The organism is Streptomyces silaceus (genome assembly GCF_001419745.1).
GTDB classification, from domain to species: domain Bacteria; phylum Actinomycetota; class Actinomycetes; order Streptomycetales; family Streptomycetaceae; genus Streptomyces; species Streptomyces silaceus.
Map to the genome: position 1 here is coordinate 16218 of NZ_LIRJ01000070.1, position 25629 is coordinate 41846.

At 72.3% G+C, this 25629-nt stretch carries 22 protein-coding genes; 7 read left to right on the forward strand and 15 right to left on the reverse strand.

Annotated features, from left to right (window positions below):
* Positions 1 to 93: 93 nt before the first annotated feature.
* A complete protein-coding gene (locus AOK22_RS08215) occupies positions 94 to 951 on the forward strand; it encodes a 2OG-Fe(II) oxygenase family protein (RefSeq protein ID WP_055697925.1) in 858 nt (285 codons plus the stop codon).
* On the opposite strand, the gene AOK22_RS08220 is transcribed toward AOK22_RS08215, so the two are convergent.
* Entirely contained in the window at positions 948 to 1904 is a 957-nt protein-coding gene (locus AOK22_RS08220; RefSeq protein ID WP_055697945.1) for an LLM class flavin-dependent oxidoreductase, read from the reverse strand. The genes AOK22_RS08215 and AOK22_RS08220 overlap by 4 nt on opposite strands.
* A gap of 64 nt (positions 1905 to 1968) precedes the next feature.
* Between AOK22_RS08220 and AOK22_RS08225 the strand changes: the two genes are divergently transcribed.
* Entirely contained in the window at positions 1969 to 2967 is a 999-nt protein-coding gene (locus tag AOK22_RS08225) for an aldose epimerase family protein (RefSeq protein ID WP_055697926.1), read from the forward strand.
* Positions 2968 to 3001: 34 nt separating this feature from the next.
* Here AOK22_RS08225 and AOK22_RS08230 read toward each other — a convergent pair whose 3' ends face one another.
* Positions 3002 to 3559 carry a Type 1 glutamine amidotransferase-like domain-containing protein gene (locus AOK22_RS08230; RefSeq protein ID WP_237773288.1) on the reverse strand — a complete coding sequence of 186 codons (558 nt, stop codon included), beginning with the start codon at positions 3557 to 3559 and terminating at the stop codon, positions 3002 to 3004.
* Positions 3560 to 3672: 113 nt separating this feature from the next.
* Here AOK22_RS08230 and AOK22_RS08235 point away from each other — a divergent pair, with 113 nt between their 5' ends.
* Complete coding sequence (locus AOK22_RS08235) at positions 3673 to 4503, forward strand: BtpA/SgcQ family protein (protein ID WP_237773289.1); 831 nt, start codon at positions 3673 to 3675, stop codon at positions 4501 to 4503.
* On the forward strand, positions 4500 to 5564 hold the full coding sequence (locus AOK22_RS08240) for an SIS domain-containing protein (RefSeq protein ID WP_055697929.1): 1065 nt from the start codon (positions 4500 to 4502) through the stop codon (positions 5562 to 5564). The genes AOK22_RS08235 and AOK22_RS08240 overlap by 4 nt, the downstream gene beginning before the upstream one ends.
* 100 nt (positions 5565 to 5664) lie before the next feature.
* Here AOK22_RS08240 and AOK22_RS08245 read toward each other — a convergent pair whose 3' ends face one another.
* The 13 genes from AOK22_RS08245 to AOK22_RS08305 all read right to left on the reverse strand — a co-directional run bounded on the left by AOK22_RS08245 (position 5665) and on the right by AOK22_RS08305 (position 23425).
* Positions 5665 to 6924 (reverse strand): ATP-grasp domain-containing protein, encoded by a 1260-nt coding sequence (locus AOK22_RS08245; RefSeq protein WP_055697930.1) that lies wholly within the window; start codon positions 6922 to 6924, stop codon positions 5665 to 5667.
* Entirely contained in the window at positions 6921 to 7883 is a 963-nt protein-coding gene (locus tag AOK22_RS08250) for an NAD(P)/FAD-dependent oxidoreductase (RefSeq protein ID WP_157872198.1), read from the reverse strand. Before AOK22_RS08250 ends, AOK22_RS08245 begins: the two co-directional genes overlap by 4 nt.
* A 44-nt stretch (positions 7884 to 7927) precedes the next feature.
* Entirely contained in the window at positions 7928 to 9712 is a 1785-nt protein-coding gene (locus AOK22_RS08255) for an ATP-binding cassette domain-containing protein (protein ID WP_055697932.1), read from the reverse strand.
* Positions 9709 to 11685 carry an ABC transporter ATP-binding protein gene (locus AOK22_RS08260; protein ID WP_157872199.1) on the reverse strand — a complete coding sequence of 659 codons (1977 nt, stop codon included), beginning with the start codon at positions 11683 to 11685 and terminating at the stop codon, positions 9709 to 9711. The genes AOK22_RS08255 and AOK22_RS08260 overlap by 4 nt, the downstream gene beginning before the upstream one ends.
* Positions 11686 to 11687: 2 nt before the next feature.
* Positions 11688 to 12218 carry a GNAT family N-acetyltransferase gene (locus AOK22_RS41360; protein WP_157872200.1) on the reverse strand — a complete coding sequence of 177 codons (531 nt, stop codon included), beginning with the start codon at positions 12216 to 12218 and terminating at the stop codon, positions 11688 to 11690.
* A gap of 231 nt (positions 12219 to 12449) precedes the next feature.
* Positions 12450 to 13466, reverse strand: coding sequence for a ParB/RepB/Spo0J family partition protein (locus AOK22_RS08270; protein ID WP_244164717.1), 1017 nt, complete (start codon positions 13464 to 13466; stop codon positions 12450 to 12452).
* A gap of 428 nt (positions 13467 to 13894) precedes the next feature.
* Positions 13895 to 14899, reverse strand: coding sequence for a methyltransferase (locus tag AOK22_RS08275; protein WP_055697946.1), 1005 nt, complete (start codon positions 14897 to 14899; stop codon positions 13895 to 13897).
* A gap of 236 nt (positions 14900 to 15135) precedes the next feature.
* Positions 15136 to 15861 carry a class I SAM-dependent methyltransferase gene (locus tag AOK22_RS08280; protein WP_055697936.1) on the reverse strand — a complete coding sequence of 242 codons (726 nt, stop codon included), beginning with the start codon at positions 15859 to 15861 and terminating at the stop codon, positions 15136 to 15138.
* A 153-nt stretch (positions 15862 to 16014) separates the two neighbouring features.
* Positions 16015 to 18477: a SpoIIE family protein phosphatase gene (locus tag AOK22_RS08285; RefSeq protein WP_055697937.1), complete on the reverse strand. Its 2463-nt coding sequence runs from the start codon at positions 18475 to 18477 to the stop codon at positions 16015 to 16017.
* A 141-nt stretch (positions 18478 to 18618) separates the two neighbouring features.
* A complete protein-coding gene (locus AOK22_RS08290; RefSeq protein ID WP_055697938.1) occupies positions 18619 to 21054 on the reverse strand; it encodes an MFS transporter in 2436 nt (811 codons plus the stop codon).
* Positions 21055 to 21291: 237 nt separating this feature from the next.
* A complete protein-coding gene (locus tag AOK22_RS08295) occupies positions 21292 to 21735 on the reverse strand; it encodes an SRPBCC family protein (RefSeq protein WP_055697939.1) in 444 nt (147 codons plus the stop codon).
* A 107-nt stretch (positions 21736 to 21842) separates the two neighbouring features.
* Positions 21843 to 23090 carry an arsenic transporter gene (locus tag AOK22_RS08300; protein ID WP_055697940.1) on the reverse strand — a complete coding sequence of 416 codons (1248 nt, stop codon included), beginning with the start codon at positions 23088 to 23090 and terminating at the stop codon, positions 21843 to 21845.
* 113 nt (positions 23091 to 23203) lie between these two features.
* Positions 23204 to 23425 carry a hypothetical protein gene (locus AOK22_RS08305; RefSeq protein WP_055697941.1) on the reverse strand — a complete coding sequence of 74 codons (222 nt, stop codon included), beginning with the start codon at positions 23423 to 23425 and terminating at the stop codon, positions 23204 to 23206.
* Between the two features lie 96 nt (positions 23426 to 23521).
* On the opposite strand from AOK22_RS08305, the gene AOK22_RS08310 reads away from it, so the two are divergent.
* From AOK22_RS08310 to AOK22_RS08320, 3 genes are read left to right on the forward strand one after another with little or no spacing between them, the layout of a single operon-like run.
* Entirely contained in the window at positions 23522 to 24559 is a 1038-nt protein-coding gene (locus AOK22_RS08310; protein ID WP_055697942.1) for an Rv2578c family radical SAM protein, read from the forward strand.
* A gap of 36 nt (positions 24560 to 24595) precedes the next feature.
* Entirely contained in the window at positions 24596 to 24994 is a 399-nt protein-coding gene (locus tag AOK22_RS08315) for a RidA family protein (RefSeq protein WP_055697943.1), read from the forward strand.
* Between the two features lie 23 nt (positions 24995 to 25017).
* Positions 25018 to 25515: a GNAT family N-acetyltransferase gene (locus AOK22_RS08320; protein WP_055697947.1), complete on the forward strand. Its 498-nt coding sequence runs from the start codon at positions 25018 to 25020 to the stop codon at positions 25513 to 25515.
* Positions 25516 to 25629: the final 114 nt, after the last annotated feature.

A 25629-nucleotide genomic window follows, 5' to 3' on the forward strand; every position in this document is an offset into this window, starting at 1 on the left:
GTAGGCCGAAACTTTCGGAGAGAATTTCAGGCCATGCATATCGCAGCCGTTGACTACACCAGCCCCCATGCGCCGTCCGAGTTCGCGAGATCCATGCATGAGACCGGCTTCGGCGTCATCCGCGGCCACCCGCTGTCCGACACGGGTCTGACGGACGAGATCCACCGGGAATGGGCGGCCTTCTTCGCGACCGAGGCCAAGCTGGACTACCGCAACTCGGAGGGCCAGGGCGGCTTCTTCCCGCTGCCGTCCGCCACGGGCGCCGACGCGTCGAGGCTCGACCGCAAGGAGTTCTTCCAGATCCTGCGCGACGGCAGCTATCCCAAAGAGGTGTCCGATTCCGCGCTGCGGTACTTCGACGAGGCCAAGCGACTCGCGGCCACGGTGCTCGGGTGGCTCGGAGACGCCCTGCCGGCCGATGTCTCGGGCCGGTTCGCCATGCCACTGCCCCGCATGCTGGACGGCTCGCTCAGCACCACCCTGCGCATCCAGCGCTACCTCCCCGCGAACGGCGAGGAGGCACCGGACGCCCTGCGGGGCCAGGCCCACACCGACGTCAACCTCATCACCGTGCTGCCCGCCCCGCGGATACCGGGGCTGCAGGTGCGCGACAGCGCGGGCGCGTGGCACGACGTGCCCTGCGACCAGGGGGCCTTCGTGATCAATGCCGGGGAGATGCTGGAGCAGATCACCGACGGGCACTACCGGGCCACGGAGCACCGGGTGGGGTTTCCCGCGGGCGGGGACGGCGGACACGCGCGCTTCTCCATGCCGATGTTCCTGCACCCGCCGGGCGACACCCGGTTGAACGAGCGGTACACCGCGGCGTCCTTCCTGCGCAAGCGCGCCGAGGACCTGCGCAAGCTGGGCTGGCGGCCGGCGTTCGGCGGGCCCGCGGACAACGGGAAACAGCCGGGGGCGGCCGGCGAGGAACAGCCCGTGGCCACCTAGGCGGCGTCGCGCAGCGCCGGAACCACCTCGGTGGCGAACAGTTCCATGGTCCGCCAGTCCAGCGGCGGCCGCGAGCCCAACAGGAAGTCCCGCACCCCCAGTTCGAGGTAGGGCCTCAGCCGTTCCACGCACTCCTGCGGCGTGCCGAACACCAGGTACTCCGACCACAGCGGGGAATCCGGCGGCAGCACCTCGGCCACCGCCTTCCGCCGCCGCTCGACCTCCCGCCGGTCCTCGCCGAGGATCGCCCGGAACGTCATCGACTGCCGGATCTCTCGCGGGTCCCGCCCGATGTCGGCCGCGTGTCCGGCCAGCGCGTCGAGCCGGTCGCGATAGACCTCCGGCTCGGCCACGAGCGTGTTCCAGATGTCCGCGTGCTCGGCGACGACGCGCAGCATCCGCTTCTTGCCCTCACCGCCGATCACCAGGGGAATGCGCGGCTGCACCGGCTTGGGTTCGAGGTACGCGTCGGAGAGCCGGAAGTACCTGCCCTCGAAGGTCTTCTTCTCCTCCTGCCAGAGCCCGCGCAGCACGTGGCACGCCTCGTCGAGCATGTCGAGCCGCTGTCCGGCGCGGGGGAAGGGGATCCCGTACTGCTCGTAGCCGAGGTCGTCACCGGCCGCTCCGACACCGAACTCCAGCCGCCCGCCGGAGACATGGTCGATGGTGGCGGCGGCGGACGCGGCCACCGCCGGGTGCCGCCAGGTGACCGCGGAGACGAGCAGGGCGCAGCGGATGCGGCTGGTGCGCGCGGCGAGTGCCGACAGCAGCGAGGTGCCCTCGAAACAGGGACCGTCCGGCCCGCCGAGGGGCGGCCGGAAGTGGTCGAAACAGGAGATCCAGTCGTATCCCATTTCTTCTACGCGCTGCCACAGGTCGACCATTTCCGGAAAGGACCGGTACTGCTGACCGGAATGGACACCGAACCGGATCGCGTCTCCGTACATGCGCATGAGGCAACCGCTCCCGAGCGTCTCGCCGAACATCGTGTGCGGCAACATATTCCAAGGAGAAACCTTGAAAATCCACAAACAGCCCGTCGGACGGACGAACACCCCGCAGGGACAGGACCTGCCGGTCGACGCCTATACGCTCGACAACGGCGACGGCCTGGCGATCACCGTCTGGACCTATGGGGCGACCCTGGTCGAGGTGCGCACGCCGGACCGTGACAACCGCACCGGGAACGTGGTCCTGCGGCTGCCCGGACTCGGCGACTACGAGGACCGGCAGCGCAACGCGTACGTCGGGTCGACGGTGGGGCGGTACTGCCGCTGCGTCCGCGACGGGCGGATGAGCATCGACGGGGTACGGCACCTGCTCGACCCCAACGAGGGCCCGCACCATGTGCACGGCGGCCGCGAGGGCTTCGACCGCAGGGTGTGGGCGGCCGAGGCCGGCCGTGACGGCGAGGACCTGGTGCTGCGGCTCCGCCTGGAGAGCCCCGACGGCGACCAGGGCTACCCCGGCGCGGTCACGGCGGGGACGGCGTACCGGATCGACCGCGAGGGCCGTCTGACCATCGAGTTCAGCGGCACGACGACGGCGCCCACCGCGTTCGGTCTGACCAACCACGCCTTCTGGAACCTGGCGGGGCACGGCACCGTCGACGGGCACCGGCTGGCGGTCAACGCGAGCAGCGGCGTGTTCTTCGACGACGAGCAGATGCCCGTGGCCGGTCCCCCGGCGGACATCCGGGAGACTCCGCTCGACTACACGACGGCGCGCACGATCGGGGACCACGCCCTGGACAACTTCTTCGTCCTCGACGACCCCTGGCTGTGGGCCGCGGAACTGCACGACCCGGGCAGCGGCAGGCACCTCGAAATCCGCACCGAGGGGCCGGGGATGGGGATCTACTCCGGTGACAAGCTGCTCACCCCGCGCGCCGGTCTCGCCCTGGAACCGGGCTGCTTCCCCGACGCCCCGAACCGGCCGGACTATCCGTCGGTGCGCCTGGACCCGGGGCGGACGCACACGGAGAGCACGGTCTACAGCTTCTCGGTCGTCTCCTGAACCGTCGGCCGACGCCCCGGTCGCTCCTGGCCCCTCAGCCGACCACGCGCGTCTCCGCGCCGTCGACGACGATCGCCTGGCCGTCCCGCAGCGCCACGAACGGCTCGTGGTGGTCGATGTGACGCCGGACGGTCTTCTCGATCTCCTCCGACTCGGGGTGGTCGGACCGGAAGTGGGGCGCGACCGCGTAGGGCAGCCACCCGAGCCCGTCCCAGAGCGGCGGGCCCGCCGGATAGCCCGCGGGTACGTAGTCGGGGTCGTCGACATGACCGTCGACGCCCCGCAGGGTCGTGCCGGCGACCACCGCCGCGGCGCTGTACCCGCCGAAGACCAGGCAGTCGGCGGCCACGAGTTCCTGGAGCAGCTCGTCCGCGCCGCTGTGCCGCAACGCGCGGCGCAGGACGAAGGAGTTGCCGCCCCGCACGTAGACGAGATCGACGTCTTCGAGGGCTTTTCGCAGGGTCGACGCGCTGTTGAAATGGTCGCGCAGGTCGAGTTCCGCCGGGTCCAGGCCCACGGACCGCAGTTCCGCCGACTCCCGCTCCGTGGACGCGGCCCTGGTCTCCGCGTCGTGGAAATCGTAGGCATTCATCACAAGAGCCGTGCGCGTGCGCCCCTTGAGCAGCTTCCGCAATTCCTCGGGGCGATTTCCGATACGAAAAGAAGACAGATAGAGACGCATCGCGTCAGTATAGGGGTGACCACTTGAGTCAGGTTGAACACAGTGACGCGGCGGCCGGCTCGCCGAAGCGGCCGGGCAAGGTGTGCCTGGGCGTCGTCCACGTCGACCCGTTGCCCGGGACCCCGTTCCACGAGGCCGGGTCGTTCCAGCGGATCCTGGACGACGCCGTCGCCTCCGCCGTCGCCCTCCACGAAGGCGGCGCCCACGGCGCCCTGTTGCAGACCGTCGACCGTGTCTACACCACCCGCGACGAGTCGGACCCGGCCAGGATCGCGGCGATGAGCCTGATCGCCGGGGCCGCCCGCGAGGCCTGCGGCGAGGGCTTCCGGATCGGTGTGCAGCTCATGCGGCACGCCACCAAGGCGTCCCTCGCGGTCGCGAAGGTGTGCGGGGGCGACTTCGTCCGGGCCACCGCGATCGTGGGAGCCACCGTCAGCACGCACGGCCTGGTCCAGGCGGATCCGCTCGACGTCATGGAGTACCGCAAGAAGATCGACGCGTGGGACGTCCAGATCATCGCCGACGTGGACTCCATGCACTTCCAGTGGCTCGGCGGCGGGGTTCCGACGGAATCCATCGCCCGGCAGGCCGCGTTCGTCGGCGCCGACGCGGTCTGTCTGGGCAGCAAGGACGAGGAGCGGACGCTGCGGACGATCGAGGCCGTACGGCGCACGGCCCCCCACGTGCCGGTCTTCCTCGCGGGCCACACCGATCACGAGAACGCGGCGCGGCTCATGGCACACGCCGACGGGGCCTTCGTGAGCACCTGCTTCAACGGCTGGAAGGGCCGCATCCAGCCGGAGAAGGTCGCCTCGTACATGGACATCCTCAACTCCCTGGAGGGCGCCGCGTGACCACCCGTCCCCCCTACTCGACCGAGGAGATGCGGCGTCAGGTCCGCGCGCTCGCACCGGAGTTCCGGCAGGTCGTCGACCACCTGGCACGGACGACCGCCGACGGGCTGCTCGACGCACCGCTTCGCGGGATACGCCGGGTGGTGCTCACCGGCAACGGGGACTCCTACCACGCGGCCCGCGCCGCGGAGCTGGCCTTCGAGCGGATCGGCGGTGTGGCCTGCGAGCCGCTGAGCGCCCAGCGGTTCCTCGACCACGGCCTGGACGGCCCCGGCGGGAGCGGCCCGGACACCCTGGTCGTCGGGATCTCCGCGTCCGGCACCAGCGGTCCCGTCGTCCGCGTGCTCGAAGAGGCCGCGCGCCGCGGTACGCCGACCGTCGCCGTGACCGCGTCGGAGGGCAGCCCGGTGACGCGGGTCGCGGACGTCGGCCTGATCGCGCCGACCGGCCCGCGGCAGGCCTCGCCCGGCATCCTCACCTACCAGGCGAGCCTGGCCGCGCTCTTCGTCACCGCGATCCGGCTCGGCTCCCGACAGGGCGCCCAGGAAGGCCTGTTGGACGAGCTGCGTGCCGTCGGCGACGCCGTGCGGGCCACGGTGGACGGGTCGGCCGCCGCGTGCGACGAGCTGGCGCGGGAGCTGGCCGACGGGTCCGGTCCGCTGGTGGTGACGGGTACGGGTCCCCAGGCGGGCACCGCCAAGTTCGCGGCGGCGAAGGTGGTGGAGGCGTGCGGGCTGCCCGCGTTCGCGCAGGACCTGGAGGAGTGGTGGCACGTCGAGCGCTTCGCGCTGCCCCGCGACAGTCCGTTGGTGGTGCTGGCGCCGCCCGGGGCGAGTCACGCGCGCGCCGTCGACCTGGTGGCGCGTGCCACCGGGATCGGGCGGCGGGTCGTCGCCGTCGCCCGGCACGGCGACCCGGCCGTGGCCGGGGCGCATCGGGTGCTGCCGACCCACGGGGAGATACGCGAGGAGTGGAGCCCCCTCGTCGACCATGTCTTCGCGGGCCTGCTGGGCGCCGGGCTGGGGGACGCGCTGGGCCGGGTGCCGTTCTCGACCCGCTGAGCCGACGCCGGCCAGGCCGCTCGGGCCGTGGTGTCCGCTCCGGAAGCGGGGCGGACACCGCTGCACCGGTCAGGGGTACGGGGCACGCGTCACCGGTCGGCTACGCCACCTCGACGGGGTGGGAGTCCGCCAGTTCCGCGCCGATCTTCAGCAGTTCGTCCTCGCTGTCGGCCCCGTAGATGACCATCACGCAGACACTGGCGGAGGAGTCGCCCAAGGTCACCTCGGCACCGATGCGCGCGCCGATGGAGACGTCGACGACGTGCGCGTGGGCCAGCAGCTCGTCGCGGGTCGGCAGCGCGGTCACGCGGCCGGAGCGCGGCGGGATGATGTTGAGCATGCCGTGGTAGCGGAACGCGCCCTGCTGGAGCGGCAGTTCGGAGAGATCGCCGTCGAGCATCTCGTGCACGGCGATCTCGCGTTCGTCCACGCCGACGGCCGCGCCCACCAGTTGTGTCACCGCGAGTCCGCCGAGCCGGCTGGCGATCTCGGAGAACACGAGCCGGCCGGTGCCTTCCTCGCGGAAGAACTCCAGGTGCGTGGGCCCGCGCGTGAGACCCAGCTGTTCGTTGAGCCGCCGGTGCAGTTCCCCGACCTCCCGGTACAGGTCGGCGTGGTCGTCCTCGTCGAGCAGCACGGAGAGGCCTGGCCCCGCGCCCTCGCGCAGGCGCAGCGGCGGGGTGACGTAGCGGCTGATGCGGAGGATCCAGGGCTCTCCGTCCCGCCACACCGCGTCGACGTGGAACTCCTCCCCGGCGATGTACTCCTCCAGGAGGAGCTGCCGGGACCGCAGCTCCGGCGCGTACCGGAAGTCCGCGAGGGCGGCGCGGAGTTGCTCGCGGTCGCGGACGACCGTCGTCGACACGGTGCCCCAGCCGTTGGCGGGCTTGAGGACGGCCGGATAGCCGACGCCGCCCTCCACTTCCGCGAGGGCCGCGTCCGTGTCCGCGAGGGCGGCCGGGTCGGGTACGGAGCGGGCGCGGGCCGTGTGCAGGCCCGCCGCGCGTGCCCGCTGCTTCATCAGACGCTTGTCCCGGGTGGCCAGGACGACGGAGCTCGCGGGCTGGTCCGCGGCGAGCAGGTGCGCCAGGTACGCCGCCGCGTACTGGCTGAACTCGTTGGCGGACATGACCTTGTCGATGCCGACGCCCTCGCTGACGAGGTCGGCGGCGACGGCGCTGAGCTCCTCCAGCGCGTCGAAGGAGGAGACGTAGTACACCTTCCGGCAGCGCGCCAGGGCGTCGGGGGCGAGGCCCTGCGGGGTCCGCTCGTGCACGACGTAGAGGTCGACGTCGTCGCGGTCGAGCACGGGGGCCGCCCAGTAGGGGCTGTACCTCACCAACAGAACGTTCTTCGTCATGCTTTCGGTTCCTGTCCGGCCGGGGTCTTCTTCAGCTGGGTCCAGTAGGAGTCGAGGAGCGGCCCGAAGGCGATGTCCTCGCAGATGGAGCGGGCCGCGTTGACGCCACTGGCCGCGGCTCCGGTCCACATGAAGTACGGTCCGTCGCCGGATCCGTTGCCCGCGCACCAGACCCGGGGGTCCGAGGTCTGGCCGAGCGTCGTCGTGTCGATGCCGCCCTTCTCGTTCAGCTCCAGGCCGAGCTGGGGAACGAACCGGAGGTTGTGCTTCTTGACGCCGGGGATCAGGAGCGCGCCCGCGTCCACCTCCGCGCCCCCCTTGGTGTGCAGGGTGAGCGCGCCGTCCGTGCCCCGGGTGGCCGCGGTGACCTCGTCCACGAGCACGACCCCGCCCCGCTGCCGCAGCCGCTCGGCCATGGGGGTCCTCGCGGCCTCCCCGTCCGAGACGACGGCGGTCATGACCGTCGCGTACTGGAGGGACATCAGGGCCATGCCGATCGCTTCCAGACCGACGCCGACCGCGGCGAACGGCTTCCCGTCGTGCTCGTGGGTGTGGCAGAAGGGGCACTCGAAGACGTTCTTGCCCCAGACCCCCTCCGGCAGCCAGGAGGGCAGCTCGTCGATCGGGCCGGTGGCCAGCAGCAGACGGTCGGCCGTGTAACGGTCGCCGCCGCGGGTGACCACGGCCACGCCGAGGTCTCCGGACTCGGCTTCGAGCACCTCGTCCCAGACCAGCGTGACGCCGTACGTCCGGGCGGTCTCCTCCATCGTGCCGTAGAGCAGCGCGGGCGCGACGCCCTCGGCGTAGGGCACGTTGTGCACCGAGTCGACGCACGAGTTGCGCCGGTTCTCCGTCGACACCACCAGCACGCGCAGTTTGGCGCGGGCGAGCATGACGGACGCCGTCAGGCCCGCGGCGCCGGCACCGATGACGATCACGTCATAGGGGGGTCGGGACACGATTCTCCTTCTGTGGATTGCACGGGTTCTCCGGGTCGGCCCGGTCAGCCGTTCCGGAAGGCGGCGGCCTGCATGCGGAACAGGTCGGCGTACATGCCGCCCCGCGCCATCAGCCGGTCGTGGCTGCCCGTCTCGGCCACCGCGCCGCCGTCGACGACCACGATCAGGTCCGCCATCCGCACGGTGGAGAACCGGTGCGAGACCACGACCGTGACCGTTCCGCACCGCTCGGCGAGGGACTTCGCGAGGGCCATCTGCCGGCGGTAGACGACGTATTCGCTGCGGGGGTCGAGCGAGGCGGTCGGCTCGTCGATGACGCACAGCAGCGGCGCGGTCCGCATGTGGGCGCGGCTCAGGGCGACCCGCTGCCACTGGCCGGTCGACAGCTCCACGCCGTCGAACGTGCGGCCGAGCTGGGTGTCGAGGCCCTGGGGCAGCCCGGCGACGATCTCCTCCGCGTCCCCGTCGGCGAGGGCACGGGTCAGCCGATCGGGTTCGCCGGCCGCGGAGAGGTCTCCCACGCCGACCGACTCGCGCACCGGGAACTCGAACCGCGCGAAGTCCTGGAAGTTGGCGGTCGTCCGGGACCACCAGCGCGCGGCGGGGATGTCGCTCAGCCGGACGCCGTCGACGAGCACGGCGCCCTCGGTGGGCTCGTAGAACTTGGCGAGGAGTTTGACGATGCTGGTCTTGCCCGCGCCGTGCTCGCCCACGACGGCGACGGTCGAGCCGGCCGGCAGGTGGAGGTCCATGTCCTTGAGCACCCAGGTGTCCGTGCCCGGGTAGCGGAAGGACACCCCCTTCAGGGTGATGCCGTCGGTCAGCCGCTCCGGCACGCCGGCCTCGGTGTCGCCGGGACGCCGGTGCGCCGCGCGGTCCTCCAGCCACAGGAACGCGTCCAGCGCGCTCATGCCCTCGGTGGTGTGCTGCAAGGACCGTACGACGCCCTCGGCCTGTGCGCGCAGTGTCCCGGTGAGGGTCACGAGCAGCAGCACGTCACCCGGCTGCACCCGGCCGGAGGCCACGTCGTGGACGATCAGCAGCAGGGCGAGCGTGTACCCGAGGGAGAAGACCGCCCACCCGGTGATGCCGAGCCCGGCGGCCGTCCACTGGGCCCTGGCCTGCCGCCGGATGATCCGGTCCCAGGTCCGCCGTCCCCGCTCGACCAGCCGCGGCCGTGCCCCGGCGATCCTGACCTCCATGTTCGGGGTCGCCTCGGTGAGCAGGGTCTGGAGGTGCTCGGCCTGCCGGATGTCCTGGGCGCTCGCGACGGTCGCGTCGCGGACCACGTGCTGTCCGCGGCGCGGCAGCCACAGCGCTGGTACGAGCAGGAGGGCGAGGAAGAGCAGCACGGGCGCCGTCAGCGCCAGAACGGTGAGGACGACCAGCAGCCTGAGCAGCATCGTCACGCTGTCCAGGAGCACCCATCCGCAGCGGGCGATGACGTCTCCGCTGCCCCGCACCATGGCGATCCGGTCGGCGTACTCGGGGCGTTCGAGGTGCTCGATGTCGTCGAGGCCGACGATGAGGCCGAGGATCCGCTCGTCGAGTTCCGCGCCGATGGCCTCGTCGAGCAGGTTGATCACGTTGAGGCGCGCGGAGGCCCCGACGACGGTGACCGCGTAGCTGACGGCGGCGCCCGCCGTGGCGAACAGCGCCTCCCGCACCTGTTCGTGCAGCGCGCTCTGGATCAGCGTACGGAGGGTCAGCGCGAAGGCACCGGCGGCGAGCACGTCGGCCACCGCGAGGACGCCGAAGGCCACGACCCAGCCGCGGTACCGCTGCCACGAGATGCCGAACAGCCGGCGCAGCGCCTGTGCGCGGGTCACGGGGAGACCACCTCGCTGTCGCGCTCCGCCGTCCCGGGCGCGGCGCCGTCGTCGTCCTCGTCGGCGAACCGGGCGGCCTGGAGCCGGAACATCCGCGCGTAGGGGCCGTCGAGGGCCATGAGTGCGTCGTGCGTGCCCGTCTCGGTGATCCGGCCCCCGTCGAGGACGGCGATCCGGTCGGCCCGGCGCACGGTGGACAGGCGGTGCGAGATGAGCAGGACGCTGGTGTCGCCCGCGTGTTCCATGACCCGTGAGAAGACGTCGAGTTCGGCCCTGACGTCGAGGTGCGCGGTGGGCTCGTCGAGGACGAGCAGCCGGGCTCCGCACGCGACCGCGTACAGCGCGCGGGCCAGGGCGACGCGCTGCCACTGGCCTCCGGAGAGGTCGATGCCATCGGTGTATCCGCGGGCCAGGGGGGTGTCCCAGCCCCGGGGAGCGCGGGCGATCAGTTCGTCGATGCCGGCCCGGTGCGCGACGTCCTCCAGCAGCCCTTCCGGGGCGGCGATGCCGGGCGCGCCGAGGCGCACGTTCTCCCGCAGGGACATCTCGTAGCGGGTGAACTCCTGGAAGACCACGGTGATGTGGCGTTGCCGGGCCGCGGGGTCCAGCTCGGCCAGGGGCACTCCGTCGACGGTGATCCTGCCCGCCGAGGGCTGGTAGAGGCCCGCGAGCAGTTTGGTGAGCGTGGTCTTCCCCGCGCCGTTCACGCCGACGAGGGCCAGCAGTTCTCCCGGCCTGATCTCCAGGTCGAGACCGCCGAGCGTGGGGCGCGCGGCCCCCTCGTACCGGAAGTCCACGGCCTCGAAGCGCACCGCGGGCGGCGGGGCGATCCCGGTCTCCCGCGCGGTGACGGCGCCGTGGGACTCCCCCACGACGGTTCGGGGCACGTCGGGGGTGCCGTCGTCGGGCGCGGGCCGGTCGCCGTCGGGCGCCGGACGGTCTTCGTCGGGCGCAAGCCGGTCACGGAGCCGGTCGGCCGCGTGGAGTCCCGGCACTCCGGCGAACTCCACGCCATACGCCTCCGTGTCCCAGCGGCTGACCGCCAGCACACCCCAGAACGCCCCGAGATACACCGCGAGTTGTCCGGCGGTTATGTCTCCCCTGACCGCCGAGAGGGTGAGCCGCGCGAGCCCGGCCCCGGTGGCGAGCGCGAGGAGCAGGAACTGAAAGCGCAGGTTCAGCAGAAGGCGACGGCGGACGGACGACGTCCCGGACACCCGCTGGTCCGTCGCCTCCCGGTAGCGGCCGATCGTCCAGTCGGCGAGCCCGAAGACCCGCACCTCCTTGGCCGCCCAGGGCGCGGCGGCGACCTGGGTGAGGTAGTCCTCGCGGCGCCTGCCGGGTGCCCAACCCCGTACCACCGCGTGCTGTTTCATCCACTGGCGGCGGGTGGAGGTGCGCACGAACAGCGCGACCGCGAGCATGCCCAGAGCCAGGGGCCAGGAGTAGAAGGCGAGCACGCCGGCCGCGGCGCAGGCGCCCACCGTCCGGGTCGTGATCGTGAGCTGGCCGACCGCTCCGGTGCCCACGGTGTAGCCGACCCAGTGCGGCAGCCCCTTCATGATCGCCAAGGTGAGGTCGTCCTGGACGGCGGGCTCCTCCAGGCGTGCGATGCCCGCGGACCGGCTGGCCAGGTCGCCCACGCTCAGCCGCTGGTGCGCGTTGACCCGCTGGGCGGCGATGACGCGGAGGGCCGAGTGGAGGAACTCGAACGCCTGCGAGGCGAAGATCAGGGCACCGAGGGCCACGGTCAGCAGGGTGAGCGTGTCGCCGTCGTGCGGGTCGGACACGAGGTGGGAGACCAGGGCGCCCGTCATCAGGCCCGTGGCCGTGGGGAGCAGTGCCAGAGCGAGGTCCACGACGGTCAGGGCCGCGAAGGTCGGCAGGCCCGCCACGCGGAGCAGTCCGACAAGGCGCCAGAGGTCGCGCGTCCTGGCCAGGGCGGCACGGACCGCACCGCCTTGTCGCGTCACTCTCACCGGGCCGATGCCCCGAGGTCGTTCTGCAGGTAGACGCGTCGCACCGGACCGTCGGCGAGGACGGGTCCGTAGGGCCGGAAACCGAACTTCTCGATGAGCCGCACGGTGTTCGTGAGGTCCGGGTTCGTCTCCGCCCGAATGGCCGTGGCCCCGGCGTCCCGTGCGGTTTCGATGGCACGGCGCACGCACCTCAGGCCGGTGAGTTCTCCGCCGGTGACCCGGTCGGGGAGCACGGCGAGGCGCTGCATGTGAATGGGCTTGTCCGTACCAGGAAAGAAGTCGGTTTCGATACTGAACGGCGGTTCCCAGGTCAAGGTGAACATGGCGACCGCGGCGCCCTCTTGCCGAAGAACGTGTACGGCTCCGGAAGACACCAGACCTTCGGTGCTCGCGCGATTGCGCCGCGGTACAGGAGTTCCGTACGTCGCTGCGATGAATGCGTCCGACGCGAGGAGCAGTTCATGTACTCCGTCGGCGTCGGACGCGATCGACCACCCATCGGGAATTTCGGCGTCGTGCCCTGTCATGCGCCTCAATATGGCGCACCGCCCCAGGGCTGTCCATGTTCGCCGAGCAGCGCGAACACCGCTCGAAGCGTTCGACTGCGGACCGGCCGCAGTCGAACTCCGGAACATCCATGAGTGGTGCCGAGTCACGGCGTATCGCCGTGAATTCCGGCTCTCTTTGCGGGTACTTGAGGAATTCTTTAGGCATGCGGCCGCCCGGACCGGACCGGCGTCCCGGGCGGCCGTCCGCACTCAGCGTCCGGACTCCGCGCGGTGCTCGCCGAGTTCGCCCTTGAGCTGTTCCGCGAACTCCTGCCATGCCCTCACGTTCGCCTCGGCGACCTGCAGAACGCTTTCCACGGAATGCGCCGGAATTCCGCTGACGATCTCCTTCCACTGCTCCCGTTCCGGCCTGTTGCTCAGCCAGCCCAGCAGCGTGCGCCCCACATTGCTGAACCGCAGGGACGGATCCTTGCGCAGTCTGCGCAGCGCGGCCGAGGACGACACGAGGCACTCCGCCGCCTCCGCCCGGACGCCGGCCGGACGGGACGCCTCCCCCTCGGGCAGGCCGCCCGCGCCGGCCCGGGGCCGCCGCTGACTGGAGGGCACCGGGTCCTGTCCGCGCCGCAGCCTGTCCCGCACGTCCATCACCGTGGACGGCGCCAGGCCGGCGGCTCTGGCGATCTCCCGCAGGGACGCGTCGGGGTTCTCCAGCAGCAGACGGGCCGCCAGTTCCCTTCTGGTGGCACTGCTCAAGGGGCGGGCCCGCCCGTCGCGGCCGGTTCTGGCGAGCTCTCCCTCCACCGCTCCGGCGAGCTCCCCCCGTATCCCTCTCACCGTCCGCGCCGACAGTCCGGCGACGGCAGCGATCGACCGGTCCGACCAGTCGGGGTGGTCGCCGACCATGCGTCTGGCCGCGGCCTTCCTGTCGTCGAGCGACAGGGGCAAGCCGTGCCTCACGTTCATCCTGACGGCGATGACGAAGGCGTCTTCCTCCGCACCGTCGAAGAACTGGACGTCAATGGTGTCGTCGCCCCGCAGCGCCGCGGCGCGCAGCCGGTGCATGCCGTCGATGACGCGCATGCTCGGCCGGTGGGCGACGATCGGAGGGAAATGGGCATCGGATTCGACGAGCAACTGGATGTGGTCCGCGCGTTCGCCGTCCAGACGGGGCGAATCCGCCGGTAAGAGCGAGCGAATGCTGACCTTCGTGATCGGATACTTCTCGAGCAAGGCGGCCTGATACCTGTCGACTTCACCGGATGTCACGGCTCGATCCCCCTGAGCAAGTGCGCTGATGATCGTGGGTTGATGCCGGTCGGCCGCGCCCGGAGGGGGTCGGTCCAGCTGGGACGTCGGCGTGTCCGGCGGTACGGAGCGGGCTGGGCCGATCCAGAAGGTCCCGACACACGTCACACCGCTGTGACCTGCACACTTACAAGATCAACCGCTTTCGGGGTCACCCCGTTCCGGCCCCTGGATCAGCAACGTAGATCACCAGTCGCCCGACCAACGAGCCCGCAATGAAGCTGCAATACATGCGCAATACAAGGAGTCTTGAAGCACGCCAAACCGGAACATGTCGCCCCGTGTCACCCTGTTCGCCGAACCGCCGTTCATGACAGCGGCCCCCTCCGCGATCCCGAACTCCCGTGCAAGGAGCGGGGTGTTCACGGAGAAGGCCGCGGCACTCCCCCTCAGGCCGCCCCGGCCTCGACCACGCTGAACGAACTGGGCGCGCCCAGCGGCGTCACGGACAGGACGGAGAGCCCGGCCCGGCCGCAGAGTTCCTCGAACTCGGCGCGCGTGCGCTCCCTGCCGCCCACGTTCACCAGCATGTTGAGGTCGCCGAGGTACGTGACGTCCGGCCCTTGCGGGTCCACCGTCTCGGGCAGGACCGGTTCCACGATCAGGACCCGTCCGCCGGGCGGGAGCGCCGCGCGACAGTGGCCGAGGAGGGTGACGCAGCGGTCGTCCGGCCAGTCGTGGATGATGCTCTTCATCAGGTAGAGGTCGGCGCCCTCGGGCACCGACCGGAAGAAGTCGCCCGCCACCAGCGAGCACCGACCGGCGAGCCCGTGCCGCTCCAGCGTCGCCGGAGCCTGGGCCAGGCCCTCCTCCGTGTCGTACACGAGGCCCGCCAGGTTCCGGTGCGCGCGGAGCACCGCGGACAGGAGCGTGCCGTCGCCGCCGCCGATGTCGGCGACCGTGCGGAACCTGCCGAAGTCGTAGCGCTCGGGCAGCACATCGGCGGCACCCCTGGTGCTCTGGCTCATCGCCCTGTTGAACTGTGCGGACCGCTCCGGACGCGCCTTGAGGTAGGAGAAGAAGTCCGTGCCGAAGACCGAGCCGAAGACCGTCTCGCCGGTCCGCACGGCGTCGTCCAGACCCTCCCATGCCCGCAGCATGGTCGGGTCGGCGAACAGGGCGGCCAGGTCCGCCATGGAGTCGGGGTGCCCCGGGTCGAGCAGCGCACCCTCGGGCGTCACCACGAAGGTGCCGGGGGCGGTCTCGTGTACCAGGCCGAGTCCCGCCAGGGCGCGCAACAGCCGTGTCATGCCCTGCACTTGGGTGCCCGCCTCCGCGGCCACCTCGGCGGCCGGGCGCTCCTTGTCGCCGAGCAGCTCGACCACCCGCAGCCGCTGGGCGGCGCGCACGGTCTGCACCGCCATGCCGCCGAAGAGCAGCCGAATCACCCGCATCCGCGCCTCGGCCTCCGCGGCCCCCGCCTCACGCGCGCCGGCGCGCACGGCCCCCGCTCCGGTCCCCGCCGCCTCGCTCGCCTTTCCGTTCGTCACAGCCGATCCCCTTCCGCTTCGGACGGTGCTCGGGCCGCCCACCCGGCGGACCGAGCAAGTTAGGCAAGCCTAACTTCGACCGCCCGGCCGCTCGGGAGCGACGGGACCCTTTCGGCCAACAGGGCATGCGCCCCGGGCATTCAGCTCCTGCGCCCCAGCACCAGCCATCTGGAGGGCAGTTCGATGCGCGTGCCGTCCTGGGTGAACTCCGTGGTGGTCAGTGGCAGTTCACCCGACGCGAGGACGGCGAGGCCGGCCGCGTCGATGTACGCCTCCACCGCCGTATCCACGACCTCGGCGGGCGTGAGCCCGTGGGCGAAGACCGGCGCCAGCTTCGGGGGCGGCCCGTCGGGGCTCTGCGCCAGGCCCATCAGGACGGGGCGCGCCGCCTGGGAGAGCTCGACGAGGAAGGCGCGGCCCCGGTCGCCGATCAGCGCGGCGATGCCGTCGAGCAGCGGCTGCCGGTCGTCGGGCTCGCACTGGTGCAGGACGCCCCGCATATAGACGTTGGCGTCGCCGACCTCCGCGTGCAGCTGCTCCATCTCGCCCTTCTCGACCGCGTCGACCTGCCGGAAGTCGGCCTGTCCCGCCGGGTCCGCGCGGCGGGCGTGGTCGACGGCGGCCGCGGACAGGTCGACGCCGAGGACGCGCGGGAAGCGGTCGGCGAGGAACCGCGTCTGCGTGCCGTTGCCGCAGCCGAGGTCGACGACGGGCAGACCGATGGCGGCCATGTGCGGCTCGAAGAGCGCGAGGTGGAGACCTGCGGTGAGGGCGGGCTCGGCGTCCCAGAAGACGGACCCCGGTTCGTCGGGAGCGTCCAGCCAGAAACTCTCCCACGCCTCCTTGTAACGACTCGTGACGCTCATGCCAGTGCTCCCCGGGGTGCGACGACAGCCGCCGAAGCCGACGACGACATCGGTGTATCGCGCGCCGGGCACGCGGACAAGCCACCGGGAGCATTCGGCGGCACGCCATTCCGCCCTTCGGGGCGCGGGGCCGCGGCCGCGACCCGCCCCTCGTCAGCGGCGGGGCAACGCCAGTTCGAACCACACGGTCTTTCCCGCGCCCGTCCGGCTCGTCCCCCACTCCTTCGCCAGGGTGCTCACCACGCGCAGCCCGCGCCCGAACTCGTCGCCGGGGCCCGCGCTGAGCAGCGTCGGCAGCGTCTGGTCGTCGTCCTCGACCTCGCACAGGAGCGTCCCCGAGCGGACCAGCCGCAGATCGACCCTGCCGCTGCGGGCGTGGCGTACGACATTGGTGACGAGCTCGCTGACGAGCAGCTCGGCGGTGTCGCCCAGGGCCTCCAGCGACCAGGCCCGCAGCTGTTCGCGGACCAGTTCGCGGGCCCGGCCCACCTCGCTGGGGTCGGGAACGAGCCGCCGGTGCGCGACGTCCTCGGGCGCGATGCCGTTGAGTCTGGCCATCAGGAGCGCCACGTCGTCCTTGCGCCCGCCGCGGGTGTTGAGGGCGCGGATGATCGTGTCGCAGGCGTCGTCCATCGAGGCGGCGGGGTGTGCGGCGGACTCGGTGAGCGTGGCGAGGCCGACGCCGATGTCCTCGCCGCGGACCTCGACGAGCCCGTCGGTGCACATCAGCAGCCGGTCGCCGGGCGCGACCCGCAGCAGGACCGATTCGAAGGGCACGCCGCCGACGCCGATGGGCGCGCCGGTGGGCAGGTCGAGCAGTTGGCTGCGGCCGTCCTCGGCGCGCACCAGGACGGGCGGGATGTGGCCCGCGTTGGCCAGGTGCAGCTCGCCGGCGATCGGGTCGTAGACCGCGTACAGGCAGGTCGCCAGGTAGTGCTCGCCCAGGCGCTGCGCGAGGTCGTCGAGGTTGCGCAGGAGCTGCTCGGGCGGCAGGTCGAGGGCGGCCATGGTCTGCACGGCGGTGCGCAACTGGCCCATCATCGCGGCGGAGTTGAGCCCGTGTCCCATGACGTCGCCGACGACGAGCGCGGTCCTCGCCCCGGGCAGCTTGACCGAGTCGAACCAGTCGCCGCCGACCCGGCCGAGCAGCGTGCCGGGCAGGTAGCGGGTGGCGATGTCGCAGCCGGACATCCGGGGCTGGATGTGCGGCAGCATGCTGTCCTGGAGGGTGTCGGCGACGCTCTCCTGATACGTGTACATGCGGGCGTTGTCGAGCACGAGGCCCGCGCGGGCGGCCAGTTCGGCGCCGGTGACGCGGTCCATGTCGTTGAAGACGGGCCGCTCCTGGTGGCGGAGCAGGATCATGAAGCCGAGCACCACGTTGCGCGCCTTGAGCGGGACGACGAGCATCGAGCGGTGATTGATCAGCGGGCGGATGTCCCGCTTCTCGAACTGGGAGGCGATGGCGTTGCCCATCTCCTCGGTGATGCGCGGCACGAGCACCGGCCGGCCCGAGGTCATGCACTGGAAGAACGGCGTGTGCGCGGGGAACGGCATGGACTCGCCGACCGGCACCACGTCGTCCCAGCGGCCCGGCTCGTCGGTGTGCTCGACGGCGACGCGGTGCCACAGGGTCGTCTCGTCCGGCGGGCCCTCGGGGAACCCCTCGCCGGCGACGACCTGTTCGCGCAGATACGTGCCGGCGACGTCCGTGAAGCGGGGCACGACCGCCCGGCTGACCTCGAGGACCGTCCGTGACAGGTCGAGCGAGGATCCGATCCGCCCGCTGACCTCGTTGAGGAACTCCAGGTGCTCGCGGACCGCAGCGTACTCCAGGTCCTCGGCCTCGTCGTTCGCGTCGGTCTCGCCGGGCGGGGTCGGCAGCCCCCGCGCCGCGGCCTCCGCGGCGCGCCGCCTGCGCTCCTTGCGCTCGACGCGGCGGGCCACGCCCCAGTCGGGCGTGACGGGCACCCGGTCGTGCCTGCTGAACTCCAGGACCGGATAGCCCAGTTCGAGGACCTGGGCGACGATGCGGGAGCTCTCGCCGACACTCATGCTCGGCAGGATCTCCGGGAGCCGGGCCGCGAGCTCCTCCGCGCCGGGGAAGTCCGTGTGCAGGGCGAAGGCGGGCACGATCCGCTCGACCTGATCGGCCTGTTCGCCCTCCTCCTGCTCCTGCCCCGGCTCCTCGGCCGGGGTCAGCCGCGCGGCGTCGGCGGCGAGCACGAGCAGCCGCTCCGGTCCCGGCCCGACCAGCGGATACGCCCACCAGAGGACGTCGACGCGGCCGCTCTCACGGCTCTGCCCCGGCCCCGTCAGCCGGGCGCGACCGGCGGCCGGGTAGCAGATGCGGCCGTCGAGGGAGGTCTCCAGGTCGGGGCCGAGTCCGTCGTACGCCCCGTAGGGCTCGCGGTCCTCGGGGATCGCGCCGTGCACCGGGAGCAGATCGCCCACGGGACGGCCGACGGCGGCCTCCTTGTCCTCTCCGAAGAGACGGCGTGCCCCGACGCTCCAGTGCGAGACGAGGCCCGCGCCGTCGACGACCACCACGGCCAGGGGAATGCGCCCGGCCGCGGCACTCTGCGTCACCGGCCCGCCCGGAGTGCCTCGTTCCATGGCCCTGCTCCTTCCCACGGCAGCGCAAGATCTGGGCCGCCACCAACCCACGTTACGACCGCGGCCGGTCGCTGTGCGGGGCAATGCGTGAAATTGGCATCGGGCCGGGGTACCGGCGCACGCCCCCTCCCTGACGGAGTCTCAGTCCTCGTGCCCGAGCTGAAGATCCCGCTCGGTGCGGCCGCCGCCCGCGACCTGGAGGACCGTGGCGACCGGCGGGTAGCCCGCGGCGATGACCGTGTACTCGCCGGACGACAGGTCGACGAAGCGGAACGTGCCGTCCGTCCCGGTGGTCAGGGTGTCCACGACGTTGCCCGCCGCGTCGAGCAGCGTCACGCGCGCGTCCTCCACGGGCCGCCCGCCGCTGGCCCGCACGGTGCCCCGCAGCACGGCGCCGCCCGCGAGCTCCACGTCCTGGCGGGTCTCGCGCGAGGCCTGCACGCTGACGGGCAGCGCGGCGGGCCGGTAGGCGGGGGCGCTCGCCGCGAGCGTGTACTCGCCGGCCACCAGCTCCGAGATGACGTAGCCGCCCTCGCGCCCGCTGCGGGTGGTGGCGACGACCTCGCCGCGGACGTCGGTGAGGGTGACGGCGGCGTCCCTGACGGGCGTCCCGTCGGCGGTCAGGACGGCGCCCGCGAGGCGTCCGGCACCGCCGAGGACCACGTCGAGGTCGACGGGCCGCTCGCCGACGGTGACGGTGACGGCCTGCGGCTGGTGCCCGCCGGCGGCGGCGATCAGCACGAACGAGCCGGCGCCCGGCGTGGCCAGGGCGTACCGCCCGTCGTCGCCGCTCGCGCCGCGCCCGATCTGCTGTCCGGCCACGTCGATGAGGGTGAGGGCGGCGCGGGGCACCACGGTGCCGTCGGGGTGCTGCACGGTGCCGCAGACGGGGACCCCGGCGGCGTACGTCGCCGTACGGGCCTGGGGCACCGGCGCGGGCTCGGCGGTGGGTGCGTTGTGGGAGGCGGCGCTGGACAACAGGGGGGTCTCCTTGAGGAAGAAGGCGAGCAGCGTGCCGACGACGAGCACCGGCACCAGGTAGAGGAAGATCCGCGGCATCGCGTCGGCATAGGCCTGGATGTAGCCGTCGCGCAGCGGCGCGGGCAGCGTGTGGACGAGCTGCGGGGTGATGGACTCCGGGTCGGGCAGCGAGCCATTCGCGGCCGCGCCGGCGGGGAGCCGGTCCTTGAGGGCGTCGGCGAGCCGGTCCGCGAGCAGCGTGCCGAAGATCGCGGCGCCCACGCTGCCGCCGATCTGCCGGAAGTAGTTGTGCGCGCTGGTGGCGGTGCCCAGGTCGGAGGAGCGGACCGCGTTCTGCACGGCGAGGATCAGGACGGGCATGACCAGGCCGATGCCCGCGCCCAGGACGCCCATCCAGACGCTGTACTGCCAGCGGGGCGTGTCGACCTCCAGACGCGAGAGCAGCCACATGCCGGCGACGGACAGGACCCCGCCGAGGATCGGGTAGACGCGATAGCGCCCGGTGTGGCTGATCAGCTGGCCGGAGATGACGGACGCGCCGACGACGCCGCCCATCATCGGCAGCATGAGGAGGCCGGACTCGGTGGCGCTCGCGCCGTCGACCATCTGCAGGAAGGTCGGCAGATAACTGGCCGCTCCGAAGAGGGCGACTCCGGTGACCACGCCTACGAGAGCGGTGATGTTGAAGACCGGATCACGGAAGAGCCGCAGCGGGATGATCGGTTCTGCCGCGTACTTCTCGGCGACGAGGAAGAGCACACTGGCGACGACGGCACCGGCGCCGAGCCCCAGGATGACGCGGTCGTCCCACGCGTACTCGATGCCGCCCCAGCTGGTCAGGAGCACCAGGCAGGTGGACGCGGCGGCGAGCAGCAGCGCGCCGAGCACGTCGAGCCGGGCCCTGGTGGCGGGCTTGGGCAGCTTGAGGACGAGCGTGACGACGAGCAGGGTGACGATCCCGAACGGCACGTTGAAGTAGAAGCACCAGCGCCAGGACGCGTGGTCGGTGAAGAAGCCGCCGAGCAGCGGTCCCGCGACCGACGCGAGGCCGAACGAGGCGCCGATCAGGCCCATGTAGCGGCCGCGTTCCCGGGGCGGCACGATGTCCGCGATGATCGCCTGTACGCCGATCATGAGGCCGCCCGCGCCGACGCCCTGGATCGCGCGGAAGGCGATGAGCTGGTCCATCGTCCGCGACCAGCCGGCGAGCGCCGAGCCGATGATGAAGACGACGATCGCGAACTGGAAGACGCCCTTGCGTCCGAAGAGGTCGCCGAGCTTGCCGTAGATGGGCAGGCCGACGGTGGAGGTCAGCAGATAGGCCGTGATCGCCCAGGACATCTTGTCCAGGCCGTGCAGCTCACCGACGATCTTCGGGAGCGCGGTGGCGACGATCATCTGCTCCAGGGCGGCGAGCAGCAGGGCGAGCATGAGCCCGACGAACACCATCCGGACGCGGCCGGGGCTGAGCCCCTCCAGCGTCGGCTCCGGGGGTGGCGGCGGCGTCCGGCCCGCCCCACGGTCCCCGGGCGCCGGCGGCGCCTCGGCCGCCGCGCCGTCCTGCTCGGCGACCTTCACCAGCGTCGTCCCGCCCACGTACTGCTCCCCTCGTCGCGCCTGCGGCCGCCCATTTCTCGCATTACGCGACAACTGCGAGCAAGCGCGACGAGGTGTGTCCACAGCGGCCTTGTACGGCGTAAGTGCCGGTCGGAGCGCTGGGGCGCACATCGGAGCCGAGCAGAAAACCACTCGAAACGGTGAGCGTGACAACAACCCTGATGGGCTACACGGGAGTTGGCAGGCCGAGGGGCCGGCCTACCGCGTCCGGCGGGGCTACTTCTCCAGCTCGGCGGCGAGCCTGCCGAGGACGGCGTCGTAGATCCGCCCGAGGCCCTTGGGCGCGAACGTCTTCTCGAAGAAGCCGCCGATGCCGCCCGCGCCGTTCCACACGGTGGTGACGACCACGCGGGACTGCCCCTCCCCGGCCGGGGTCACGCGCCAGGTCGTGACCATCGAGGAGTTGCGGTCCTTCTCGACCAGTTCGCCGTCGGTGGGCTCACTGACCTCGAGCAGGCAGTCGCGGATGCGCTTGCTGGTGGCCTGCAGCTTCCAGTGGACGAGGGTGCCCTCGCCGTCGCCGCCCTCCCGCACCTCGTACTCGCTGAAGTGCTCCGAAAGGAGCTTCTCGCGCGTGCCGTTGTAGTCGGCCAGCGCGTCGAAGACGTCGTCAGGCTGTGCCGCGATGATCCGCTCCGTGGTCGCCTCGACCTGCGCCATTGCACTTCCTCCAGCACTTGGTAACTCGGGGGTTCACGGAAAGCCAACCACCAGGCATACCGGCCGCCCAAATCGGGTCCCCGGCGAAGGCGCGCGCACCGGCGGGCTCACCCGGGCAGCAGGCGCAGCGAGACCCAGAGCGCGAGGGTCGAGAGAAGCAGGGCGGCGGGGGTGGTGAGCAGTCCCAGGCGGGTGAACTCCCGCAGGTCGACGTCGTGTTCGTGCTGGTGGGCGATGCGGCGCCACAGGAGCGTCGCGAGGGATCCCGCGTAGGTGAGGTTGGGGCCGATGTTCACGCCGAGCAGCACCGCGAGGACGGCGCCGGGGCCGGAGGGCGCGGCCAGCGGGACCAGGGCGAGCACGGCGGGCAGGTTGTTGATCAGGTTGGCGAGCAGCGCGGCGACGGCGGCGGTGCCGAGGAGCGCGGGCAGGGCCGTGCCGTCCGGCAGGACCCGCCCCAGGGCGTCGCCGAGGCCGTTGTCGACGACGGCCCTGACGACGACGCCGAGGGCGAGGACGAAGGCGAGGAACGGCAGCGAGGCCGAGCGCAGGATCGCCACGGGGGTGGTGCGGCGGCGCGCGAGGGCGCGCACGGCGAGCACGCCCGCCCCCGCAGCGGCCGCCCAGGCCGGATCGATGCCGACGGCGGAGGCCACCGCGAACCCGGCGAGCGTGGCGGCGACGGTCACCAGCGCGAACAGCGGCATCCGGGGCGGCTCGGCGGCGTCGGCGCCCTCGGCGGGCGCGTCCAGGTCGGCGGCGAAGAACCGCCGGAAGACGGCGTACTCGACCGCGACGGCGACCAGCCAGGGCAGCGTCATGAGCAGCGCGAAGCGCGTGAAGCTCAGCCCGGTCGCGGTGAACGCGAGGAGGTTCGTGAGGTTGGAGACCGGCAGCAGCAGGGACGCGGTGTTGGACAGGTGGGCGGCGGCGTAGACGTGCGGCTTGGGGCGGGCGCCCATGCGGGCTGCGGTGGCGAAGACGACCGGGGTCAGCAGGACCACGGTGGCGTCCAGGCTGAGCGCCGCGGTGATCACCGAGGCGAGTCCGAACACGGCGGTGAGCAGCCGCCGCGGCCGCCCGGCGGCCCACCGCGCCATCCAGGCGCCGCAGGCCCGGAAGAGCCCCTCGTCCGCGCAGAGCTTGGCGAGCACCAGGACGGCGGCGAGGAACCCGATCACGGGTCCGAGCCGTGCGGCCTCGTCGCGCACGTCGTCGAGCGGGATCGCCCCGGACACGATCACGACACCGGCGGCCGGTACGGCGAAGGCGGCCTCGGGCCAGCGGAAGGGACGGACGACGGCGCAGACCAGGACCACGATCAGGGCGCCGACGGACAGGGACTCGACGAGCATCCTCAGATCATGCATCGCGCACGGGCACCGCCGGGCGGCGGGCCGGGGTTGTGGCGTGGGTGGGGGCGAGCGCCGACGGCGGCCTCAAGCCTCCGCGAGCGCCGACGCCGGCCTCAGGCCCCCGCGAGCGGGATGACGGTGCGGTACGTGCCGCCGGGCGTCCGGCGGGGCGGTGCGTCGGCGCACCGGACGGTGACGTTGCCGAGTCCCTGTTCAGCGAGCTGGCGGGTCGGCTCCTCGCGCACGGCCCGCCACACGCGCTCGGGCTCGGCGCCCGCGGCCGGGAGCAGCCGTACCCGCAGCGTCGCCGGGGCGGTCCGCTCGGCCTGGAACACCTCGATCCCGGGCCGTCTCCCTGTTCTCGGGTATCCAGTCGCACGATCAAGGGAACATGTGTTCTATTCTGTGGCCAGAGCTACCGAGGAGGCGTCATGCGCTGGGAGAACCTCTCCGACGGGCCGCGCCAGGCGACCGCCGACGCCGCCCTGTTCGGCGCGGACGCGGTGCGCACGAGAACGTTCGACACCCCCGAGTTCCGGGGGATCACCTTCCACGAGATCCGGGCCAGGTCGATCGTGAACCGTGTGCCGGGCGCGTCCCGCATGCCGTTCGAATGGACGGTCAACCCCTACCGGGGCTGCACGCACGCGTGCGTCTACTGTTTCGCGCGCAAGACGCACAGCTACCTCGACCTGGACACCGGCCTCGGCTTCGACAGCCAGATCGTCGTCAAGGTCAACGCGGCCGAGGTGCTGCGGCGCCAGCTCGCCTCGCCCCGCTGGCACGGCGACCACATCGCCATGGGCACGAACGTGGACTGCTACCAGCGCGCGGAGGGCCGCTACCGCCTGATGCCGGGGATCATCGGGGCGCTGCGCGACCGCGGCAACCCCTTCTCGATCCTGACCAAGGGCACGCTGATCCTGCGCGACCTCGACCTGCTGCGCCAGGCGGCCGCGGTGACCGACGTGGGGATCTCCGTGTCCGTCGGCTTCACCGACCACGAGCTGTGGCGCACGGTCGAACCGGGCACGCCCGCCCCCGAGCGCCGGCTGGACGTCGTGCGCACCCTGACCGAGCACGGCATCGGCTGCGGTGTCCTGATGGCGCCGGTCATCCCCTTCCTCGGCGACCGCCCCGACCAGCTGCGCGCCACGGTGCGGGCCATCGCCGCGTCGGGCGCGACCTCCGTGACACCGCTCGTGCTGCATCTGCGGCCCGGGGCCCGCGAGTGGTTCATGTCCTGGCTCGGCCACCACCATCCCCACCTCGTACGCCGCTACGAGCGGTTGTACGCGGAGGGGGCCTACGCCCCGAAGTGGTACCAGCGGCGCGTCACCCGTCAGGTGCACGAGCTGGCCGAGGAGTTCGGCATGGGCCCCACGCGCGCGGGTGCCGCGCGGCGGATCCGCGCACCCGAGGAGCCGGCCCCCTCCCCGGCCGGTCCCACCCAGCTCACACTGCTGTAGGCGGGCACTGTCAGCGGGATGGTCCACCATGGGGACATGAGCCGGCTCACGCACATCAGCGCCCCCGAGGGCGTCGCCCCCGCCACCGCCTACACGCACGTCGTGATGGGCACAGGGCGATTCATCGCCATTTCGGGGCAGTTGCCCCTGGACGAGGACGGCGAGCTGGTCGGCGAGGGCGACGCGGCGGCGCAGGCCCTGCGGGTCTTCGAGAATCTGCGGCGCTGCCTCGCGTCGGCGGGCGCGACCTTCGACGACGTCGTGAAGCTCACGTACTTCGTGACGGACATGGCGCACATGCCCGCGGTGCGCGCCGCGCGCGACGCCTTCCTCGACCCCGAGCGGCTCCCCGCGTCCTCCGCGGTGCAGGTGGCGTCGCTGATCGGCCCGCAGTTCCTGATGGAGATCGAGGCGTTCGCGGTAGTGGCCGAGTGATCCCCGGCCTCCGCGTACGGGCGATGACCGAGGCCGACTGCGCGTCCGTCGCCGAACTCCGCGTCCTCGGCTGGCAGTCGGCGTACGCCGGCCTGATGCCGCAGCCGTTCCTGGACGCACTCGGCGTCGAGGAGAGCGCGGCGTGGCAGCGCGAGCGGTTCGCGCGGGGCCCGGGGCGCACGGTGGACCTGGTCGCGGAGCGCGAGGGGCGGGCCGTCGGCTGGGTGAGCTTCGGTCCGTCGCGCGACGCCGACGTCCCGCCGGGCGAGGCGGAGTTGTACGCGCTGTACGCGCACCCCGAGCACTACTCCACGGGCGTGGGCCGGGCCCTGGTCCAGGAGTGCGTGGCGCGCTGCGCGGCTGCCGGGCACGGCCGGCTGCGTCTGTGGGTCGTCGAGGGCAACACACGCGCCCGCCGCTTCTACGACCGCGCGGGCTTCACGCCGGACGGCGCCCGCGCACCGGACGAGGTGGACGGCATGCCCGTACCGGAGATCCGCTGTGAACTCCCCCTGCGCTGACCGCCTCCTCGCGCCGGGCCCCCACGCGTCCCCCGCTCATTCCGGCAGCCGCGCCAGCGCCGCCGAGGCCGCCGCCGCCAGCCGGGGGTGGGCCCGCGCCGCCATCAGGACCTG